17 protein-coding genes, 1 tRNA gene and 1 pseudogene are annotated in these 15597 nt (G+C 51.6%); 15 read left to right on the forward strand and 4 right to left on the reverse strand.

All coding sequences use genetic code 11. From position 1 onward, the window contains the following. A pseudogene (locus tag F3F96_RS12720) lies at positions 1-92 on the forward strand (integrase); the annotation flags it as partial. Positions 93-143: 51 nt separating this feature from the next. Here F3F96_RS12720 and thiO read toward each other — a convergent pair. Then, a complete protein-coding gene (gene thiO / locus F3F96_RS09060; protein WP_370465527.1) occupies positions 144-1313 on the reverse strand; it encodes a glycine oxidase ThiO in 1170 nt (389 codons plus the stop codon). 184 nt (positions 1314-1497) lie between these two features. Between thiO and hpnC the strand changes: the two genes are divergently transcribed. The 11 genes from hpnC (at position 1498) to F3F96_RS09115 (ending at position 10150) form a co-directional block, all read left to right on the forward strand. Continuing rightward, a complete protein-coding gene (gene hpnC, locus F3F96_RS09065) occupies positions 1498-2412 on the forward strand; it encodes a squalene synthase HpnC (protein ID WP_176962951.1) in 915 nt (304 codons plus the stop codon). Beyond that, positions 2402-3277 carry a presqualene diphosphate synthase HpnD gene (hpnD, locus tag F3F96_RS09070; RefSeq protein WP_176962952.1) on the forward strand — a complete coding sequence of 292 codons (876 nt, stop codon included), beginning with the start codon at positions 2402-2404 and terminating at the stop codon, positions 3275-3277. The genes hpnC and hpnD overlap by 11 nt, the downstream gene beginning before the upstream one ends. Before the next feature lie 22 nt (positions 3278-3299). After that, positions 3300-4538: an FAD-dependent oxidoreductase gene (locus F3F96_RS09075; protein ID WP_370465533.1), complete on the forward strand. Its 1239-nt coding sequence runs from the start codon at positions 3300-3302 to the stop codon at positions 4536-4538. A gap of 301 nt (positions 4539-4839) precedes the next feature. Further along, a complete protein-coding gene (gene coq7 / locus F3F96_RS09080) occupies positions 4840-5493 on the forward strand; it encodes a 2-polyprenyl-3-methyl-6-methoxy-1,4-benzoquinone monooxygenase (RefSeq protein ID WP_206675310.1) in 654 nt (217 codons plus the stop codon). 205 nt (positions 5494-5698) lie between these two features. Next, positions 5699-6187 carry a crossover junction endodeoxyribonuclease RuvC gene (gene ruvC, locus F3F96_RS09085; protein ID WP_176962953.1) on the forward strand — a complete coding sequence of 163 codons (489 nt, stop codon included), beginning with the start codon at positions 5699-5701 and terminating at the stop codon, positions 6185-6187. A 36-nt stretch (positions 6188-6223) separates the two neighbouring features. Beyond that, a complete protein-coding gene (ruvA, locus tag F3F96_RS09090; RefSeq protein ID WP_176962954.1) occupies positions 6224-6793 on the forward strand; it encodes a Holliday junction branch migration protein RuvA in 570 nt (189 codons plus the stop codon). Further along, positions 6790-7821, forward strand: a complete 1032-nt coding sequence (gene ruvB / locus F3F96_RS09095) for a Holliday junction branch migration DNA helicase RuvB (RefSeq protein WP_176962955.1) — start codon at positions 6790-6792, stop codon at positions 7819-7821. The genes ruvA and ruvB overlap by 4 nt, the downstream gene beginning before the upstream one ends. Continuing rightward, a complete protein-coding gene (gene ybgC, locus F3F96_RS09100; RefSeq protein ID WP_370465528.1) occupies positions 7818-8255 on the forward strand; it encodes a tol-pal system-associated acyl-CoA thioesterase in 438 nt (145 codons plus the stop codon). Before ruvB ends, ybgC begins: the two co-directional genes overlap by 4 nt. Then, entirely contained in the window at positions 8252-8941 is a 690-nt protein-coding gene (tolQ, locus tag F3F96_RS09105; RefSeq protein ID WP_176962956.1) for a protein TolQ, read from the forward strand. Before ybgC ends, tolQ begins: the two co-directional genes overlap by 4 nt. Before the next feature lie 11 nt (positions 8942-8952). After that, complete coding sequence (gene tolR / locus F3F96_RS09110) at positions 8953-9375, forward strand: protein TolR (protein WP_176962957.1); 423 nt, start codon at positions 8953-8955, stop codon at positions 9373-9375. Further along, the gene (locus F3F96_RS09115) at positions 9353-10150 is read left to right on the forward strand and encodes a TonB family protein (RefSeq protein ID WP_176962958.1); all 798 of its coding nucleotides are present in this window, start codon (positions 9353-9355) and stop codon (positions 10148-10150) included. Before tolR ends, F3F96_RS09115 begins: the two co-directional genes overlap by 23 nt. Before the next feature lie 125 nt (positions 10151-10275). On the opposite strand, the gene F3F96_RS09120 is transcribed toward F3F96_RS09115, so the two are convergent. From F3F96_RS09120 to F3F96_RS09130, 3 genes are all read right to left on the reverse strand, one after another. Next, a complete protein-coding gene (locus tag F3F96_RS09120; RefSeq protein ID WP_176962959.1) occupies positions 10276-10830 on the reverse strand; it encodes an SH3 domain-containing protein in 555 nt (184 codons plus the stop codon). A 188-nt stretch (positions 10831-11018) separates the two neighbouring features. Beyond that, positions 11019-12221 (reverse strand): SH3 domain-containing protein, encoded by a 1203-nt coding sequence (locus tag F3F96_RS09125; RefSeq protein ID WP_176962960.1) that lies wholly within the window; start codon positions 12219-12221, stop codon positions 11019-11021. Between the two features lie 304 nt (positions 12222-12525). After that, on the reverse strand, positions 12526-13560 hold the full coding sequence (locus F3F96_RS09130) for an SH3 domain-containing protein (RefSeq protein ID WP_176962961.1): 1035 nt from the start codon (positions 13558-13560) through the stop codon (positions 12526-12528). A gap of 169 nt (positions 13561-13729) precedes the next feature. On the opposite strand from F3F96_RS09130, the gene F3F96_RS09135 reads away from it, so the two are divergent. The 3 genes from F3F96_RS09135 (at position 13730) to F3F96_RS09145 (ending at position 15500) form a co-directional block, all read left to right on the forward strand. After that, a tRNA-Lys gene (locus F3F96_RS09135) sits at positions 13730-13805 on the forward strand. Positions 13806-13912: 107 nt separating this feature from the next. Next, positions 13913-14737, forward strand: coding sequence for a histidinol-phosphatase HisJ (gene hisJ, locus F3F96_RS09140; RefSeq protein ID WP_241697757.1), 825 nt, complete (start codon positions 13913-13915; stop codon positions 14735-14737). Continuing rightward, positions 14730-15500, forward strand: a complete 771-nt coding sequence (locus F3F96_RS09145) for an SDR family oxidoreductase (protein ID WP_176962962.1) — start codon at positions 14730-14732, stop codon at positions 15498-15500. The genes hisJ and F3F96_RS09145 overlap by 8 nt, the downstream gene beginning before the upstream one ends. Positions 15501-15597: the final 97 nt, after the last annotated feature.

Here is a 15597-nt window from a genome sequence, read left to right on the forward strand (position 1 = left end):
CATATAATCGACTCAGGCCGCACCTCAGCCTGGGAATGAAAACACCCGAAGAGGTGCATAAAAAAGCCGACTGCCATTGGCAGCCGGCTTGAATAAAAAAACGTCAACGTATTTTAGGACGAGACAAGAGCTTCGAGCAGAGATTACGCGGCGGCGGGGAAACCTACTTTTTCAAGATTAACCACTGTCCTGTCCACTCTAAAATCAGAGAGATCCATTGATGGGATTTCACCCATGATCCAGCGGCTCATGATATCGGCTGTGCCGGGGGCAAGGGCTACGCCATTGCGGTAGTGACCGGTGGCCACAAACAGGCCGGGATGGCCATCTACAGGGCCAAGGTATGGCATGCCGTCGGGACTGCCGGGACGGAAGCCCATCCACTGCTCAATAATCTCTGCATCTTTAAGGCCCGGTGTAATGCGATAAGTTGCTTCGAGCAGGTTATTGACGACTGATTCGGTCGTGCCGGGTTTAAAGCCTACCCGCTCCATGCTGGCACCAACCAGTATATGACCATCCACACGTGGCACCAGATAGACATCGTCATGTTTGATGATGCTATTTACTTTGCCCGGTTTATCTTTGAGCAGCACAATCTGCCCTTTAACTGGTTCGACTGGCAGCTCAAGACCAATCTGACGCGCCAGTTCACCGCTCCAGCTGCCTGCTGCCAGCAGTACGGCATCGACTTCAACGGTTTCACCACCAGCAAGTGTTACCGATGAGACTTCACCCTCTCCGTTTTTACCAACGCCGATCACCTCGGCCTGTTCACGAATGGTGATGTTGCTGTTGGCCAGTGCCTGTTTAACGGCGGCCAGCAGGCGTGGATTGCGTACCTGCCCAACTTCCGGCCACAACAGAGAGCCACTAACCTGCGGGCTCATGGTCGGCTCATGTTCACAACTCTGTTTCGAATCCAGCTCTTCAACCTTCCAGCCGAAGCGTTTGGACCAGTTCAATGCATCCTCTCGGTGGTGAATACGATCATCGGCAAACATTGGAATCATCAGGCCACACGACTGCCACTGAGTCTTTAAGCCGCTTAACTCTTCCAGCATAGCATTCATTTCAGGGAACATGGAGAGGCTGGCATCTACCAGATGGGTGAAGCTGTCGGGATAGAGCCATGGGTGAATCGGGCAGAGAATACCGGCACCAGCCCAGCTCGATTCACGGCCTGTATTGCCTTTTTCAAGGATTATGGGATTTGCACCAAGGCGGTGCAGATAGAGCGCTGTCAGGCAGCCTATAACGCCACCACCGACCACGGCTACACGTTTACCACTATCCTGACTGTATTTTGTCACAATCCTCTCCCCTTAGTCTGTTCAAGCGAACCACGAATGAACACGAATAGACACGAATTATATAAAACAGATTATCATTTCTGTTTTAGTAGTTTTCCTTTGCCTACCTTTGCGTTCTCAGTGGTCTCCATTGCCTCTGTACTGAATAGTTGCGGAATCACTGCTGCATTGCCACCATGCCGCTATGTCGACCTCTACAGGCCAGCCCATGCAGCTAGCGCAAGCTTATCAACATTGTCTGGATATCGCACGGAACCACTATGAGAACTTCCCCACAGCATCCAAACTGCTGAGGGCTGATCTGCGCCCGGCTGTAGCGGCGATCTACGCCTTTGCCCGTCACGCCGATGATCTGGCTGATGAGGGTGATGCGGCTCCTGAAACCAGAATCAAACAGATCGATGCCTGGGAGACGCTGCTGGAGCGCTGTGAAACCGATGCGAATATCGATCATCCGGTATTTATGGCGCTTGGTGATGCCATTCGCAGGCACAACCTGCCGGTTGAAGAGCTGTATAACCTGCTTATCGCATTTCGTATGGATGTCACCATCCACGCCTACTCAAGTTTTGATGAGCTACTCTTCTACTGCAAACACTCCGCCAATCCGGTTGGACGATTGATGCTTGCCCTGCACGGGGTTCATGACGGTGAAGCGGTTCGCTGCTCAGATAGTATCTGCACTGCGCTGCAGCTGATCAATTTCTGGCAGGATCTGAGCATCGATCTGCCACGAGGGCGCTGTTATCTACCGCAAACATGGCTGCAGGAGTCAGCGTTGAGCAGCCAGATGATGCTCGATAGCCAGGTTAGTGATGAAATGCTGCAGCCTGTCCTCAACCACGCCCTGTTAACCACCAGCGAACTGCTTGAGTCAGGTGTTCCTCTGCTCTTAAAGCTGCCCTTCAGGTTGCGTCTGCAGATTGCTGCAACCATCCACGGTGGTCGCCGCATGCTTCATAAAATTGAGCAGAGTGAGCAACCGCTGCAGCAGAGGCCAAGTCTGGCCGGTGGTGAATGGAAAGTGATGCTGCTGCCTGTATTGAAAGACACCCTGTTTCCATCAACTGCACAAAGGAAAATAGATCATGACACCTGAACAGTACTGCCGTGATCGAACCAGAGGTTCCGGCTCCTCATTTTTCTATGCCTTTCTATTTCTGGCTGAAGAGCAGCGCCGGGCCATGATGGCGCTCTACGCCTTCTGTCGTGAAGTCGATGATATCGCCGATGAGGTGAAAGAGCAGGAGGTTGCCCTCTCCAAACTGGCCTTCTGGCGTGAAGAGCTAAACCGCGCATTTAAAGGCACAGCGCAGCACCCGGTGGGCAGAGAGCTGGCCTGGGCTGCTGAACACTTTCCTATTGATGAGGAGCTGCTGGTTGAGATTATCGATGGCATGCTGATGGATGTGAAGCGCCAGCCTATCCTTAAACATGCCGATCTATCACTCTACGCCTACCGGGTTGCCGGTGCTGTAGGGCTGCTGACTATTGAAGTGTTCGGTTACAAAAACCGTAAAAGCCGCGACTTTGCCACCTCTCTCGGTGAAGCACTGCAACTGACCAACATCCTGCGTGATGTCGCTACCGATGCCAAAATGGGCCGCATCTATTTCCCTCAAGAGGAGCGCATCCGCTATCGGGTCAGCGATCAGGATTTTAAAGATGGCAATATGAGCGACGGCATGCGCGCCCTGCTTAGTGACTATGCCGAACGCGCTGAAACGGCCTATCGCCAGGCCCTGGATAACCTACCTGATGAGGATCGTGAGAGCCTGCGGCCATCGATTCTGATGGGTACGATCTACTACAACTATCTGCAGCGCCTGCGCGATGCCGATTTTGATATGTGGCAGAAGCCGATTCATATTCTGCCCCTGCGCAAGATCTGGACGGCATGGAAAACATGGCGTTATGAAACCAGGGCAATAAAGAAAAACATGCCGCTAAAACTGGAGTTCTGAGATTAGCCGATCTGTTGCAGTCATTGGTGGCGGCCTGTGCGGCCTCACCGCTGCAATCCGGCTGGCTGAGGCTGGTATTAAGGTTGAACTCTTTGAAGCCGCAGCCAAAGCGGGCGGCCGAACCCGTTCATTTATTGATAAAACTACCGGAGAGCTCTGCGATAACGGCCCCCACCTTCTTATTGGTGCTTATGCGGCCACACAGCAGCTGCTAAGCGATTGCAGTGCAGCGGATAACGTGACATGGCAGCCATCACTCAAACTTTCGTTATGGGATGAGCAGCGCAAACTCTTCAACCTTCAACCTGCGCCTTACATGCCATTTTCCATGGCGCTGCTTATCGCGGTTAAAGCACTGCCGGGTCATGACTGGCGTTCAGCAGCAGCGATGTTGCGACTGGCCCGCCTGCTGGATCAAAGCAACCATCAACAGAGCACTGTTGCTGAGCTGTTCAGATTAGCCGCTATCCCCGAGAATTTACGCCGCGACATGCTTGAGCCGATCTGTCTGGGTGTGATGAATGAGGATATAAGTACCGCCAGTGCTGCAACATTTAAACGGGTGTTGAAAGAGAGCTTTGCATCCAAAGCCTCGGCCAGACTTGGCTGGTTTAATGCACCACTGGATAAGGCGCTGATTGCCCCTCTTGTAGAGAAAGCTGAACAACTGGGTGTAAGCATCAGAACTGGTTACCGCGTTCGCTCTGTTAAAGAGCAGGCAGGCGGTCTGGTTGAAGTGGATGGCAAACCATTTACAACAGCAGTTCTTGCGCTGCCTGCTTATGCAGCAGCTACCCTTTTAGGTCTGGAGAAGCGCTTTGAAACGCGCTGCATCACCAATATTCATCTCTGGTATAAGGGGCACTGCGGCCTACCCGAGCCTCTGATCGGCGGCATCGGCACCTCCGGCGAGTGGTTTTTCGATGTTTCACAGACCTTTGAAGAGAGCCCACCGTTAAGGCACCTCTGCGTCGTGATCAGTGCCGATGAGAGCAGGATCAGTGATGAGGTTTTGGTTGCGCAGATCAGCCATGAAATCAACCTTATCTGTGACGTTGAATCGGTACCCGTCCACCACCGTATAATCCGTGAAAAAAGGGCGACTGTGCTTGTACGTGAAAGTCAGCCGATGCTCACAGCCTCCTCCAGAATTCTCGATGCAACCGAGTCCCCTGCTCCGGGCCAACTGCCTGCCACCATTGAGTTTGCTGTATTACGTGGTGAAAAAGCTGCCTCACAAGCCCGAAAACTGCTTCAGTAATAGTTTTTATCCACTTGACGCGTGAGATTTTCCCTAAAAGTTCAACTTGCGGCCTTTCTTTCCGAACAAATCAAAACAATCATCTTAACATGCTGAATAATAACAACTATTCATGATGCCTATTTTTTAAGCATGTCGACTGCGTGCCACAGAACTGTAATAAACAGAGGCCTCAAACCGGTTTCATCCACACAGTTATCCACAGGCTCTGTGGAGAGCGGCTGAAGGCGTTGAAAATAAAGGGATAAGACCTGTGTATATCCATTGTTGCGTTAAGGATTTAGAGATTTATGATTCATTCATGAACAAACCATTCCGTAATCCGACCATGGCAGATCAGTTTATTGGCGAGATCGATCGCGCCCTGAATAACATCTTTTGCAGGCAGGTCAGCTCCCGCACCTACCCCGCTTCCCAAGTAGAGAGTGAACCAGCACAACTCACTGCTGAAGAGAAGCGATTGGCTGCTGGTCTGATGCGGGTGAATCACTCCGGAGAGATGGCTGCGCAGGCCCTCTATCAGGGGCAGAGCCTGACAGCACGCGATCCCAAGCTGGTGGACAAACTGCGTCACGCCTCGATTGAAGAGTCCGATCACCTGAATTGGTGTCGAAGTCGCCTGGATGAGCTGGGTGAACGTCCCAGTCTGTTTGATCCACTCTGGTATGCAGGTTCATTTGCCATCGGTATGGCAGCAGGCATTGCCGGTGACCGCTGGAATCTCGGGTTTCTGGCTGAAACAGAGCATCAGGTAGTGCGCCACCTCAACTCCCATCTGGATAATCTACCTGCCAATGACAGCCGCAGCCGCGCGATTGTCGAGCAGATGAAGATTGATGAGCAGGGTCATGCCGAACTGGCTGAAGATCTCGGTGCTGCCGATCTGCCACAACCGATCAAACAGATGATGAAACTGACCTCCAAGGTGATGACTTCCGTCGCAGAAAAGATATAGATGGTTATTCGTTAGGGGTAAGGCGTCAGGGGTGAGGATAATAATCGCCACACCTCACACCTAACGTTTCACACGCACTCCCCCCCTGTTATGGTACGCATAAGATAATTCTGAGGGGATCTTTCATGCCAGGACATCGTAAACGGTCCACGATTCAACACGCTGTGACAGTTATTAACGCCAATTCAGAACTGCGGATGAACCATTGAGAATTATCGGGGTTGATCCTGGATCAGTAAAAACAGGTGTAGGCATTATAGATGTGCAGGGCAATCGCCTTACACACGTGCACCATGCCGTGATTCGTACCGGCAAAGGCGATTATGATGAGCGCCTGTTTGTTCTCTATTCAGGCCTGTCAAAGATTATTGCTGATTTCAAACCGGAGAGCGCTGCTATTGAGGATGTTTTTGTCTCCAAAAATGTCAGTTCAGCCCTGAAACTGGGTCAGGCACGCGGTGCTCTGGTGGCAGCCTGCGGCTTTCACGGACTGCGTGTAAGCCCCTACTCTCCCACAGCGGTGAAGCAGGCCGTGGTCGGTTTTGGTCGTGCAGATAAGGATCAGGTCGGTCATATGATTCGTATGCTGCTGCATCCGCCTGAGCCGTGCCCTGAAGATGCTGCAGACGCCCTTGCCGTAGCCATCTGCCATGCGCATCATTCACCGATGCAGAAAATGGCGGGAAAGAAATGATCACTGCCACTCAAAACAGCTGCTGCGGGGGATAAATTGATCGGTTGGTTATCAGGTACAGTTCGAGAACTCGATCCGGCAGGCCTTGTTATCGTAGAGACCGGCGGTGTCGGTTATGAAGTAGCACTCAGCCTGCAGACCCTCTGTAAACTTAAACAGGGTGGCAAAGCTGAACTCTCGATCCACACCTATGTGCGCGAAGACCAGATTACCCTGTTCGGTTTTGCCAATGGTGCTGAACGCACCCTGTTTCGCAAGTTGACCAGCGTATCCGGTATCGGGGCCCGTATGGGGCTGAATCTGATGAGTGGCATGTCCACTGAAGAGCTGGTACTCGCTATTGAAAATGCTGATGATCTCTCCATCTCGCGCACGCCGGGTATCGGCAAAAAGACTGCGCAGCGACTCATTCTTGAGCTACAGGGCAAACTCGATGCAGGAGCTGTGAGCAGCGCAGGCGTTAGCATCAGCAACAGTCATGATGATGTGCGCTCAGCCCTTGCCAACCTCGGTTACAAACCCATCCAGATTGATGCCGCCCTGAAAAAGGTGGAACCGGCCGATTTTGAAACGATGTTCCGCAATACACTGAAGGCACTTGGATGAGTGATTTAGAAGAGCAGCGCCTGATCGATGGCATCTCAACACCCACGGATAACTGGGATGCTGCCCTGCGTCCCAAAAGCCTTGATGAGTATGTGGGACAGGAGAAGATCCGAGCCAATCTGAAGATCTATATTCAGGCGGCCAAAGCGCGCAGTGAATCACTTGATCATGTGCTACTCTATGGCCCGCCTGGACTGGGCAAAACTACCCTGGCCAATATCATTGCCACCGAGATGGGTGTGAATATTCGCGCCACCTCCGGCCCTGTTATTGAGCGCCCCGGTGATCTGGCAGCCATGCTGACCAATATTGAAGAGGGTGATGTACTCTTTATTGATGAGATTCACCGCTTAAGCCCGCAGGTGGAGGAGATTCTCTATCCGGCCATGGAAGATTTTCAGCTTGATATTGTGATTGGTCAGGGCCCTGCCGCCCGTTCGATCAAGATGGATATTCCCCGCTTTACCCTGATTGGTGCCACCACACGTGCAGGACTGCTGACCAATCCACTGCGTGATCGCTTCGGTGTCATTGAACGGCTGGAGTTCTATACGCATGAACAGCTGGCACGCATTGTCAGTCGCTCTGCCTCCCTGTTGGAGATCCAGACTGCCGCAGTCGGCTCACTGGAGATTGCCAAACGTTCACGTGGCACACCGCGTATCGCCAATCGCCTGTTGCGCCGTGTTCGCGATTTTGCCGAGATCGAACATGAAGGACTTATTGATCAGGCTGTTGCCGACTCATCACTGCAACGACTTGAGGTCGATCATCTCGGCCTTGATCATCAGGATCGACGCCTGTTGCTGGTGATTATTGATAAATACAGTGGTGGCCCGGTTGGTCTGGACACGCTGGCCGCCTCAATCTCAGAGGAGCGTGATACCATCGAGGATGTACTGGAGCCCTACCTGTTGCAGGAGGGGTTAATAGCCCGCACCCCGCGTGGCCGCACCGCCACACCGTTGGCCTACGCACACCTTAAACGTGAACTGCCGGGCACAGGTAAGCAGGAGTCACTGCTGTGACCAGCTTCAGTGAATCGTGGCCCATCCGCGTCTATTATGAGGACACCGACCATGGTGGTGTTGTCTATTATGCCAACTACCTCAAATATATGGAGCGTGCACGCAGTGAATTCCTGCGCTCTGCAGGCCTTGAACTTGATCTGATCGAAGCAGAGTTCGGCGTGATGTTTGCCGTGCGTCAGGCCAATGTCAGCTATCATGCCCCTGCCCGTTTCAATGAGTTGTTAAATGTTGAGAGCGCACTGATTGAGATGCGTGGTGCCCGCATCGCCTTTAAGCAGCATATCTATCGCCAGTCTGATGGCCTTCTGCTCACCGAAGGTGATATCCAGCTCGCCTGTATCAGCCGTGATGGTAGTGTTAGCCGCATTCCCAAAATTGTAATTGAACGATTGAAAAGCCATTTAAACAGACCAGAGGAGATCTCTTCATGAATCAGGACCTATCGATTCTAACCCTTATCCTGAATGCCGGTTTTGTCGTGCAGGGGGTACTTATCCTGCTGATACTGCTGTCGCTTGTCTCATGGGCGATTATCTTTAATAAGTGGCGCCTCTACAGCAGAACGCGCCGTCAGGCAGAGTCCTTCTCCAAAACCTTCTGGAGCGGTACCGATATGGACACCGTACTGGCTGGCATTCCGCAGCAGTATCCCAACTCATCACTGCCCAATATCTTTCAGGCCGGTTACCGTGAGTTCATGCGTACCCGTCGCGATGCCAAGCAGAGTGAAGCGGGCAAAATTATTGCCGCCGGTGGTATGGACGGTATCCGGCGCGCCCTTGATGCCGCCTTCTCCAGAGAGATGGAACGCCTATCCCGCAACCTCGCCTTTCTCGCCACGGTAGGTTCTACCTCCCCATTCATCGGCCTGTTCGGCACCGTATGGGGCATCGTTAATGCATTCCAGAGCATCGCCCTTACCCAGAACACCTCATTGACCGCTGTTGCACCGGGCATTGCAGAAGCACTGGTGGCAACCGCCTTCGGTCTGATTGCAGCGATTCCAGCTGTTGTCGCCTACAACAAGTTCACCGCTGATCTTAAGCGGCTGGCCTCGAACATGGAGCAGTTCAACTCCGAGTTCCTGAATATCATCTCCCGCCACATGAAAGGATAAGGTAGCTAACCATGTGGGCCGGACAGAGTAAATGGAGTAAAGAGAACGAGCCGATGGGTGAGATCAATGTCACACCACTGGTGGATGTGATGCTGGTGCTATTGATTATCTTTATGGTCACGGCTCCCCTGCTCACCCAGGGTGTAAATGTTGACCTGCCGGATGCTGAAGCGCCTGCCATGCAACAGAATATTGAACCGCTGGTTGTGACCATTCGCGCCAATGGTGATATTTTTATGCAGAAGCAGAAGCAGCCGATCAGCATTAAACAGCTGGCCCCGCGTATCCAGGCGATGCGCCAGCAGAAACCGGGATTGCCCGTTTTCATCCGTGGCGATGCAAAAACACCCTATGGTCGTGTCGCTGAAGTGATGAGTCTTCTCGAAACAGCAGGCATCAGGAAAGTTGGTCTTGTCACTGAGCCGCGCCGTTAGACGAGTCCCGGCCGAGGATCATTCAGCAGATCTGACCAAACTTGATCTGCTCTATGCGTTCCTGCTGCACGCTCTCATCCTGATTGTCGTGGTCACGCTCTCCTTCTGGCAGACCCAGAAAAAGGAGCAGCCGCTGCAACGCATTGAAGTGATGATGATCTCTGCCAAGCAGCTCTCAGCGATTGAACAGCAGTCGCGACGCAAGGTGAAGCCTGTAAAAAAGCAGGAGGCCAAGCCAAAGGCTGTTGAGAAGCCAAAACCCAAAATAAAACCAAAACTTGAACCTGTACTGAAGCTGGAAGAGAAGCCGAAACCCAAGGCAAAAACAGAACCTAAAGTGGTGGCAAAACCGAAACCCAAAGCTGTGGCAAAAAAGGTAGAGGATGATTTCGATCCTTTCGCCCCTATCGGCTCTTCATCAGATCGCAGCAGCTCAACCAACAAAGCCTCCACGTCACGCCCCGATATCGCCAATATCGCTGGCCAGCAGCTCTCCAAGAATGAGATCGAGCGTTATGTCGCGCTGATGCAGGCGGCGGTTCAGGAGCAGTGGAAGGTGCCTGCCAGTAGCGACAGACTCACAGATCCTCTGGTTGAGATGGTGCTTGCCCCCAGTGGCGCAGTCGTTTCCGTGAAAGTCATTGAGAGTTCGGGTAACGACATGATGGATGCATCACTGATCCGAGCGATTCAGGCTGCTGCACCATTCCAGCTGCCCAAACAGCAGTTCGAGTATTTCCGTAACAACCGACTCCGTTTCCGTCCACTTAAGTAGTCACATCCTGGTTTTATCCAACACCTGAATTATATTTTAGCAGTAAAAATTCAAATAACAGCCATGCTCAGCACAAAAAAAAACCGCCCGATTGGGCGGCTTTTTGTGAGTTCAAATGTAAACAGTCAGAAAACTGAGCTATGTGCCCAAGCAGTTTTTCCGCTATCGAGCTTCACCTGATACCACCCCTTCTGCTCACCCGTTTTGGTGACGTAATCGCCCTTTTTCAGACGTGTGACGATGCTGCCTTTAGCCGTCGGCTGCTTACGAATATTAGCGAGTTGCACGCCAACCTGCAGTCGAGGAGAAAATACCGATCTGTGTACCCAGGCTGTGGTCTCACTATCCGTCTGTCTGATATGGAACCAACCATCTTTCTCTGCAAGCTTATAAACGGTTTCACCCATTTTAACGCGTGAGATCACCTTGCCACTGTTATCCGGAGTATCGCGTACATTGCCATAGTGGGCTGTTACCGTGATTTGTTCAGCACTGCTCTGATCCGATGCTGGCCACAGCCCCCATACTAGAACCAGTGAGCCAATCACTCCCAGGGCCAGCATCTGCTTTACAGACACGCGTTTCGCTTCAGTGATGCCATTGGCCTGTTTAATGCCGTAAGTGTCGAACTCTTCATCCAGATCCATCACATTTTCAACTTTACTGTCTGGTCTATTCATATGTCTGCACCTCCCGTCCCGCAGGACGATCTACTTATCAGTCGATAGTGCAGGCAGTGGTGAAATGAAACTGTGATCCACACCATATGATGAGAAGATATTTATATACTTAGTGCCCCCCCCCGATCACCTGACCAAAAAAAACCGCCCAAATCGGACGGCTTTTTATAATTACAATATAGACTGAATTAAAAGATCGAGCGGTGTGCCCAGGCTGTTTTACCGCTATCAAGTTTCACCTGATACCAACCCTTCTGCTCACCCGTTTTGGTGACGTAATCACCCTTTTTCAAACGAGTCACGATTTTACCTTTGCCAGTTGGTTGCGTACGAATATTACCAACATCCACACCCACCTTCAGACGTGGCGCAAACAGGGATTTATGTACCCATGCTGTTTTCTCATCGTCCAACCTGACCTGGAACCAGCCGTCTTTCTCATCCAGCTTATAAACTTCTTCACCCTTTTTAAGGCGTGAAACCACTTTGCCGCTGTTATCAGGAGCGCTACGCACGTTACCGAAATGAGCTGTTACCTTGATTTTTTCACCGGCAAACATCGGCTCAACACTGGTCATCACTGTGTTGATGATGCTGTTCACAACCGTTTCAGGCTCTTTAGCAGCAACCTGCTTCTCTACTTTGGTTTTCTCGATCGGTTTAGCTACAGGATCTGCAGTGCTGATCTTTGTGTCAGCAACCGCTTTTGGTGGCGTTGCTTCTGTAACAGCCAACTCAGGCTTGCTCTCTTGAGGCATAACCTCTGTTGTAGTCACAACAATCGATGCATCTTCAACAGCTTTGAGTGCAGCCATCTCTTCGGCTTTCACAGCAGCAGTTTTATCAGTGACAACAGGTGCTACCTTTTCAGTGACTACAGGCTTCACGCTCTCAACCTTTGCCAGATCAACCGCATCATTAGCAACGTCATGATCCGCTGTTGGCCAGAACACCCACATCAGCGCCACTGCAATGGTGGCACCAATCAGACTCTGAATCACAGTCTCGCGAGGTGTGCGTTTACCCTCTCCTATGCCATTGGCTTGAGTGATACCGTAAGTACCAAACTCTTTTTCCAGGTTCATCACATCATCTTTGTTAAGTTCGAGATGTTCTGTTTCTGTCGGGGCTGTTGCGGCAAGGGCGGCTTCGACCGCCTCATCTTCGGCAGCTTCAGCTGCCGATGCATTCTCTCTCTCGATTTCGAGTATATAACCGTCAAAACGCTGCTGCAGGTTGGCCATAAACTGGTTCACCTCTGTTTGCAACTGACTCACCTCTGCAATTTTGTCGACGTCTGCGAAGAGATCCATCTCGCTGTTCACGATGGCATGCAGCTGCTCTCGCAGGTCTGCGCCCTGATGCTCTATTTCACTACCTGATCTGCTCATATGATCCATCTCATCCCATTGTCCCGCAGGACTGCTTTATTTTCGGGAACACTATGGATGTGAGCAGATAGAAAATGTGATCTACGCCATACTTGCGTAGAAAAGTTGTTATTTATTAAAAACTTCCGAACGGGTTCAACCCGGACTATTCATAAATCGCTGTGATGATCACGCAGGGTCTTTGGTCGCAGCGTATTTCCTTGGAAGGAGTGCGTAGCCATGCTTACGGATGACTGACAAGGGCTCCGTTGCGGGCAAAGGAACAAGCGAGGGCGCGACAGCATTTGTGAATAGTCCGGATTAGTCAGAATATTGATTGATGAGCCCACGCTTCAACACCGTTATCCAGGCGTACCTGATACCACTCTCCTTCAATATTAATACGTGTCACAGCAGTTCCCTGCTTCAACTTATAGAGAATCTGGCTTTTCGGATGCGGGTCCCTGCGAATATTGCCTACATTTACAGTCACCACCAATAGTGTCGTTGCCGCAGATGCTGTAGTGACTACAGGTTTTTTAACCTCTGTCAGAACAGAGTGGTGAGCCCAGCCGCTCTGATCACCACTAAGGCGAATCTGGAACCAGTCACCCTGCTTGGCCACAACCAACACAGGCGTGTGACGTGGCAGCTTGGCCACAATTTTTGTGCCGGCTTGCGGGAGGGCACGCACATTGCCAAAACTGACCCCGATTTTCATTGTTTTATCTGAAACAGCAGGCATCTGCAGCTCGGTCTCTGCCGCAACTGTTTCGACAGCAATAGCTTTTTCTTCAATTACCTTTTCAGCTGCCGGTTCAACAACAACATCCGCTATCACTGCGACTTCAGGTTCTGGTTCAACTACCACGGCTTCTGGCTTCACATTCATTACGGGAGGAGTCGGTTCCGCAACTACCGGCTCATGTTTGACGGCATACTGATTGACAGGACCTGATGGCCATACGAACCAGACAACAGCTACAACAAGTAACGCAGTTGTCGCCAATGCTCCTGAAATTAATTTGCCATAAGAGCCCCTGCCTGTAGCGGCATGGTCGGAACGTTGTGTTGATTCACCTTCAAAAGCAGCCATCTCTTCATCTGCAAACGGATCAAGATGAGACAATTCACTATCAACATCTTCCCCCGAACCAGCCTCATACTGTTGATCTATATCCTCAACAAAGTGATCGAGGTGATCCTGAACGGCCGCTTCTCCAGCCCCATCCGCGTCCAGAAGAAGCGACTCTTCCTGCTCCATGAATACATCAAGTTGCTGCTGGAATGTTCCGGTTTCATTGTCTTTTTCAATATTACTTTTTTTACTGTCAGCAGTAGAATCACTCTTGTCGTTCATATCACCTCTTGCACAGGAGAAACATCTCCAGCTCGAATTCAAATTGAACCTGACAGGCCCCATTCCTCTCCCGTGACTATAACCTCTTTTTCGGCTTCAGCCAATTGATGTAGAAAAGGGTTTGACACGTGCGCCTAAATTCGCACACTTCGCCGCGCTGCAAAGCGATGCGCCTATAGCTCAGTTGGTAGAGTAGCGGACTTTTAATCCGTGGGCCGAAGGTTCGAGTCCTTCTGGGCGCACCATATGAAACAAGGGATTCCGAGAGATCGGGGTCCCTTTTTCTTTTCCCCCTCTTCTTTTATGCATAAACATTCGTTGCGGCTTTGCTTCACACCTTTACAATCGGCACATGACTTATCGCCCCGTCCCTGACTACCACATGCATACCCCGCGCTGTAACCACGCTACAGGCACGGTGATGGAGTATGCTCAGGCTGCTATTGCTTCCGGACTAACTGAGATCGGCATGTCGGATCACTCCCCTATGCCTGATGATTTTGATAAACCCTGGCGCATGGATCGCAGCGAGATGCCCGGCTATCTGAAGGAAGTGGAACAGGTCCGTGATGCGCTGAAAGAGCAATTAACAGTGCGGATTGGACTGGAAGCTGACTTTCATCCGGGTACAGAGGCCTATGTGGCTGAGATGATCAGTTCTTACAACTGGGATTATGTCATCGGCTCGGTGCACTACATCGGCGATTGGGGATTTGATAATCCCGACACCATCCAGATCTGGGACACATGGAAGATTGAAGATGCCTACTGCGCCTATTTCAGGCTGGTGCAGCAATCAGCTGAATCCGGCCTGTTCGATATTATCGGCCATCCCGACCTGATTAAGAAATTTGGACACAGGCCGCCTGCTGATTCTGTGGCTGTAAAAGAGGCTATAGAAGCGATGTTACAGGCTGTGAAAAAGGCTGATGTGACACTGGAAATCAGTTCAGCGGGTTTGCGTAAACCGGTGGCAGAGATCTATCCACACAAAGCGATTGTCAAACGTGCCGCTGAGTTGGGCATAACCTTCTCTTATGGCTCCGATGCACATGCTCCGGGTGAAGTCGGCCACGGCAGTGATGCGTGCCTGGCTCTGCTGGAATCCTTTGGTATCAATGAGATAGCCAGTTTTAAACAGCGCCAACGCACCATGCAGGCCATTACCCATGACTGAGTCTGACGAGAGACAACCGGCAGTACTGATCACCGGAGCATCCGGTGGTTTCGGTCTGGAGTTCGCCAAACAGATTGAGCCGCAGGGGTACCGCTTGATTCTGCACGGGCGCGACCTGCCTCGTCTGAAAATGACACTGGCAGCCCTGAAACATCCCGAACGTCATCAACTTGTGCTGGCAGATATGACAGCTAAAACAGGCGTTGCCAGCTTGCTGGAAGCCGTTGCCAAGGAGAAGCTGGTCGGACTAGTCAATAATGCCGGTTTCGGCATCTGGGGCACCTTCGAGAGAACCGGTATCGTGCCACAGATCGATGTAATCAAAACCGATCTCAATGCCCCCATCGCCATCACCCATGCCCTGCTACCCTGCCTGCTAAGAAACAGCGGCTTTATCATCAATGTCTCATCACTGGCCGGTGAAGCGCCACTGCCCTACATGAGCACCTACGCTGCAGCAAAAACCGGGCTGACCTACTGGAGTGAATCACTGCGCACAGAGTTGGCTGGCAAGCTGCGGATTGTAACACTCGCACCGGGGCCATCGCCTACCGGATTCCGTGAAGTTTCGGGAATGCCGTCAGGGACGGGCAGTTTCTTTCGCACTCCGATTCCGCTGATTGTGGAGGCATCACTGCATAGTCTTGCCAAAGGTGGTGGCTTCTGCGTCCCGGGATGGCGCCATAAAGTACTGTTTTTATTGCAAAAAGCAGTTCCTCGCTCGATAGCCCTGAAGATCATGGAGAGCCAGCTTCGCCCCTGAACAGCGTCCTGTTTTTTTCAGCGCTGTTCCAGGTTGCAATTAGAGTGGAGAATTCTCTCCACTTTCGCTAGATTGCGCCCCCTTTTCGCTCCGGGGG

This window comes from Mariprofundus sp. NF (assembly GCF_013387455.1).
In the GTDB taxonomy this organism is placed as follows: domain Bacteria; phylum Pseudomonadota; class Zetaproteobacteria; order Mariprofundales; family Mariprofundaceae; genus Mariprofundus.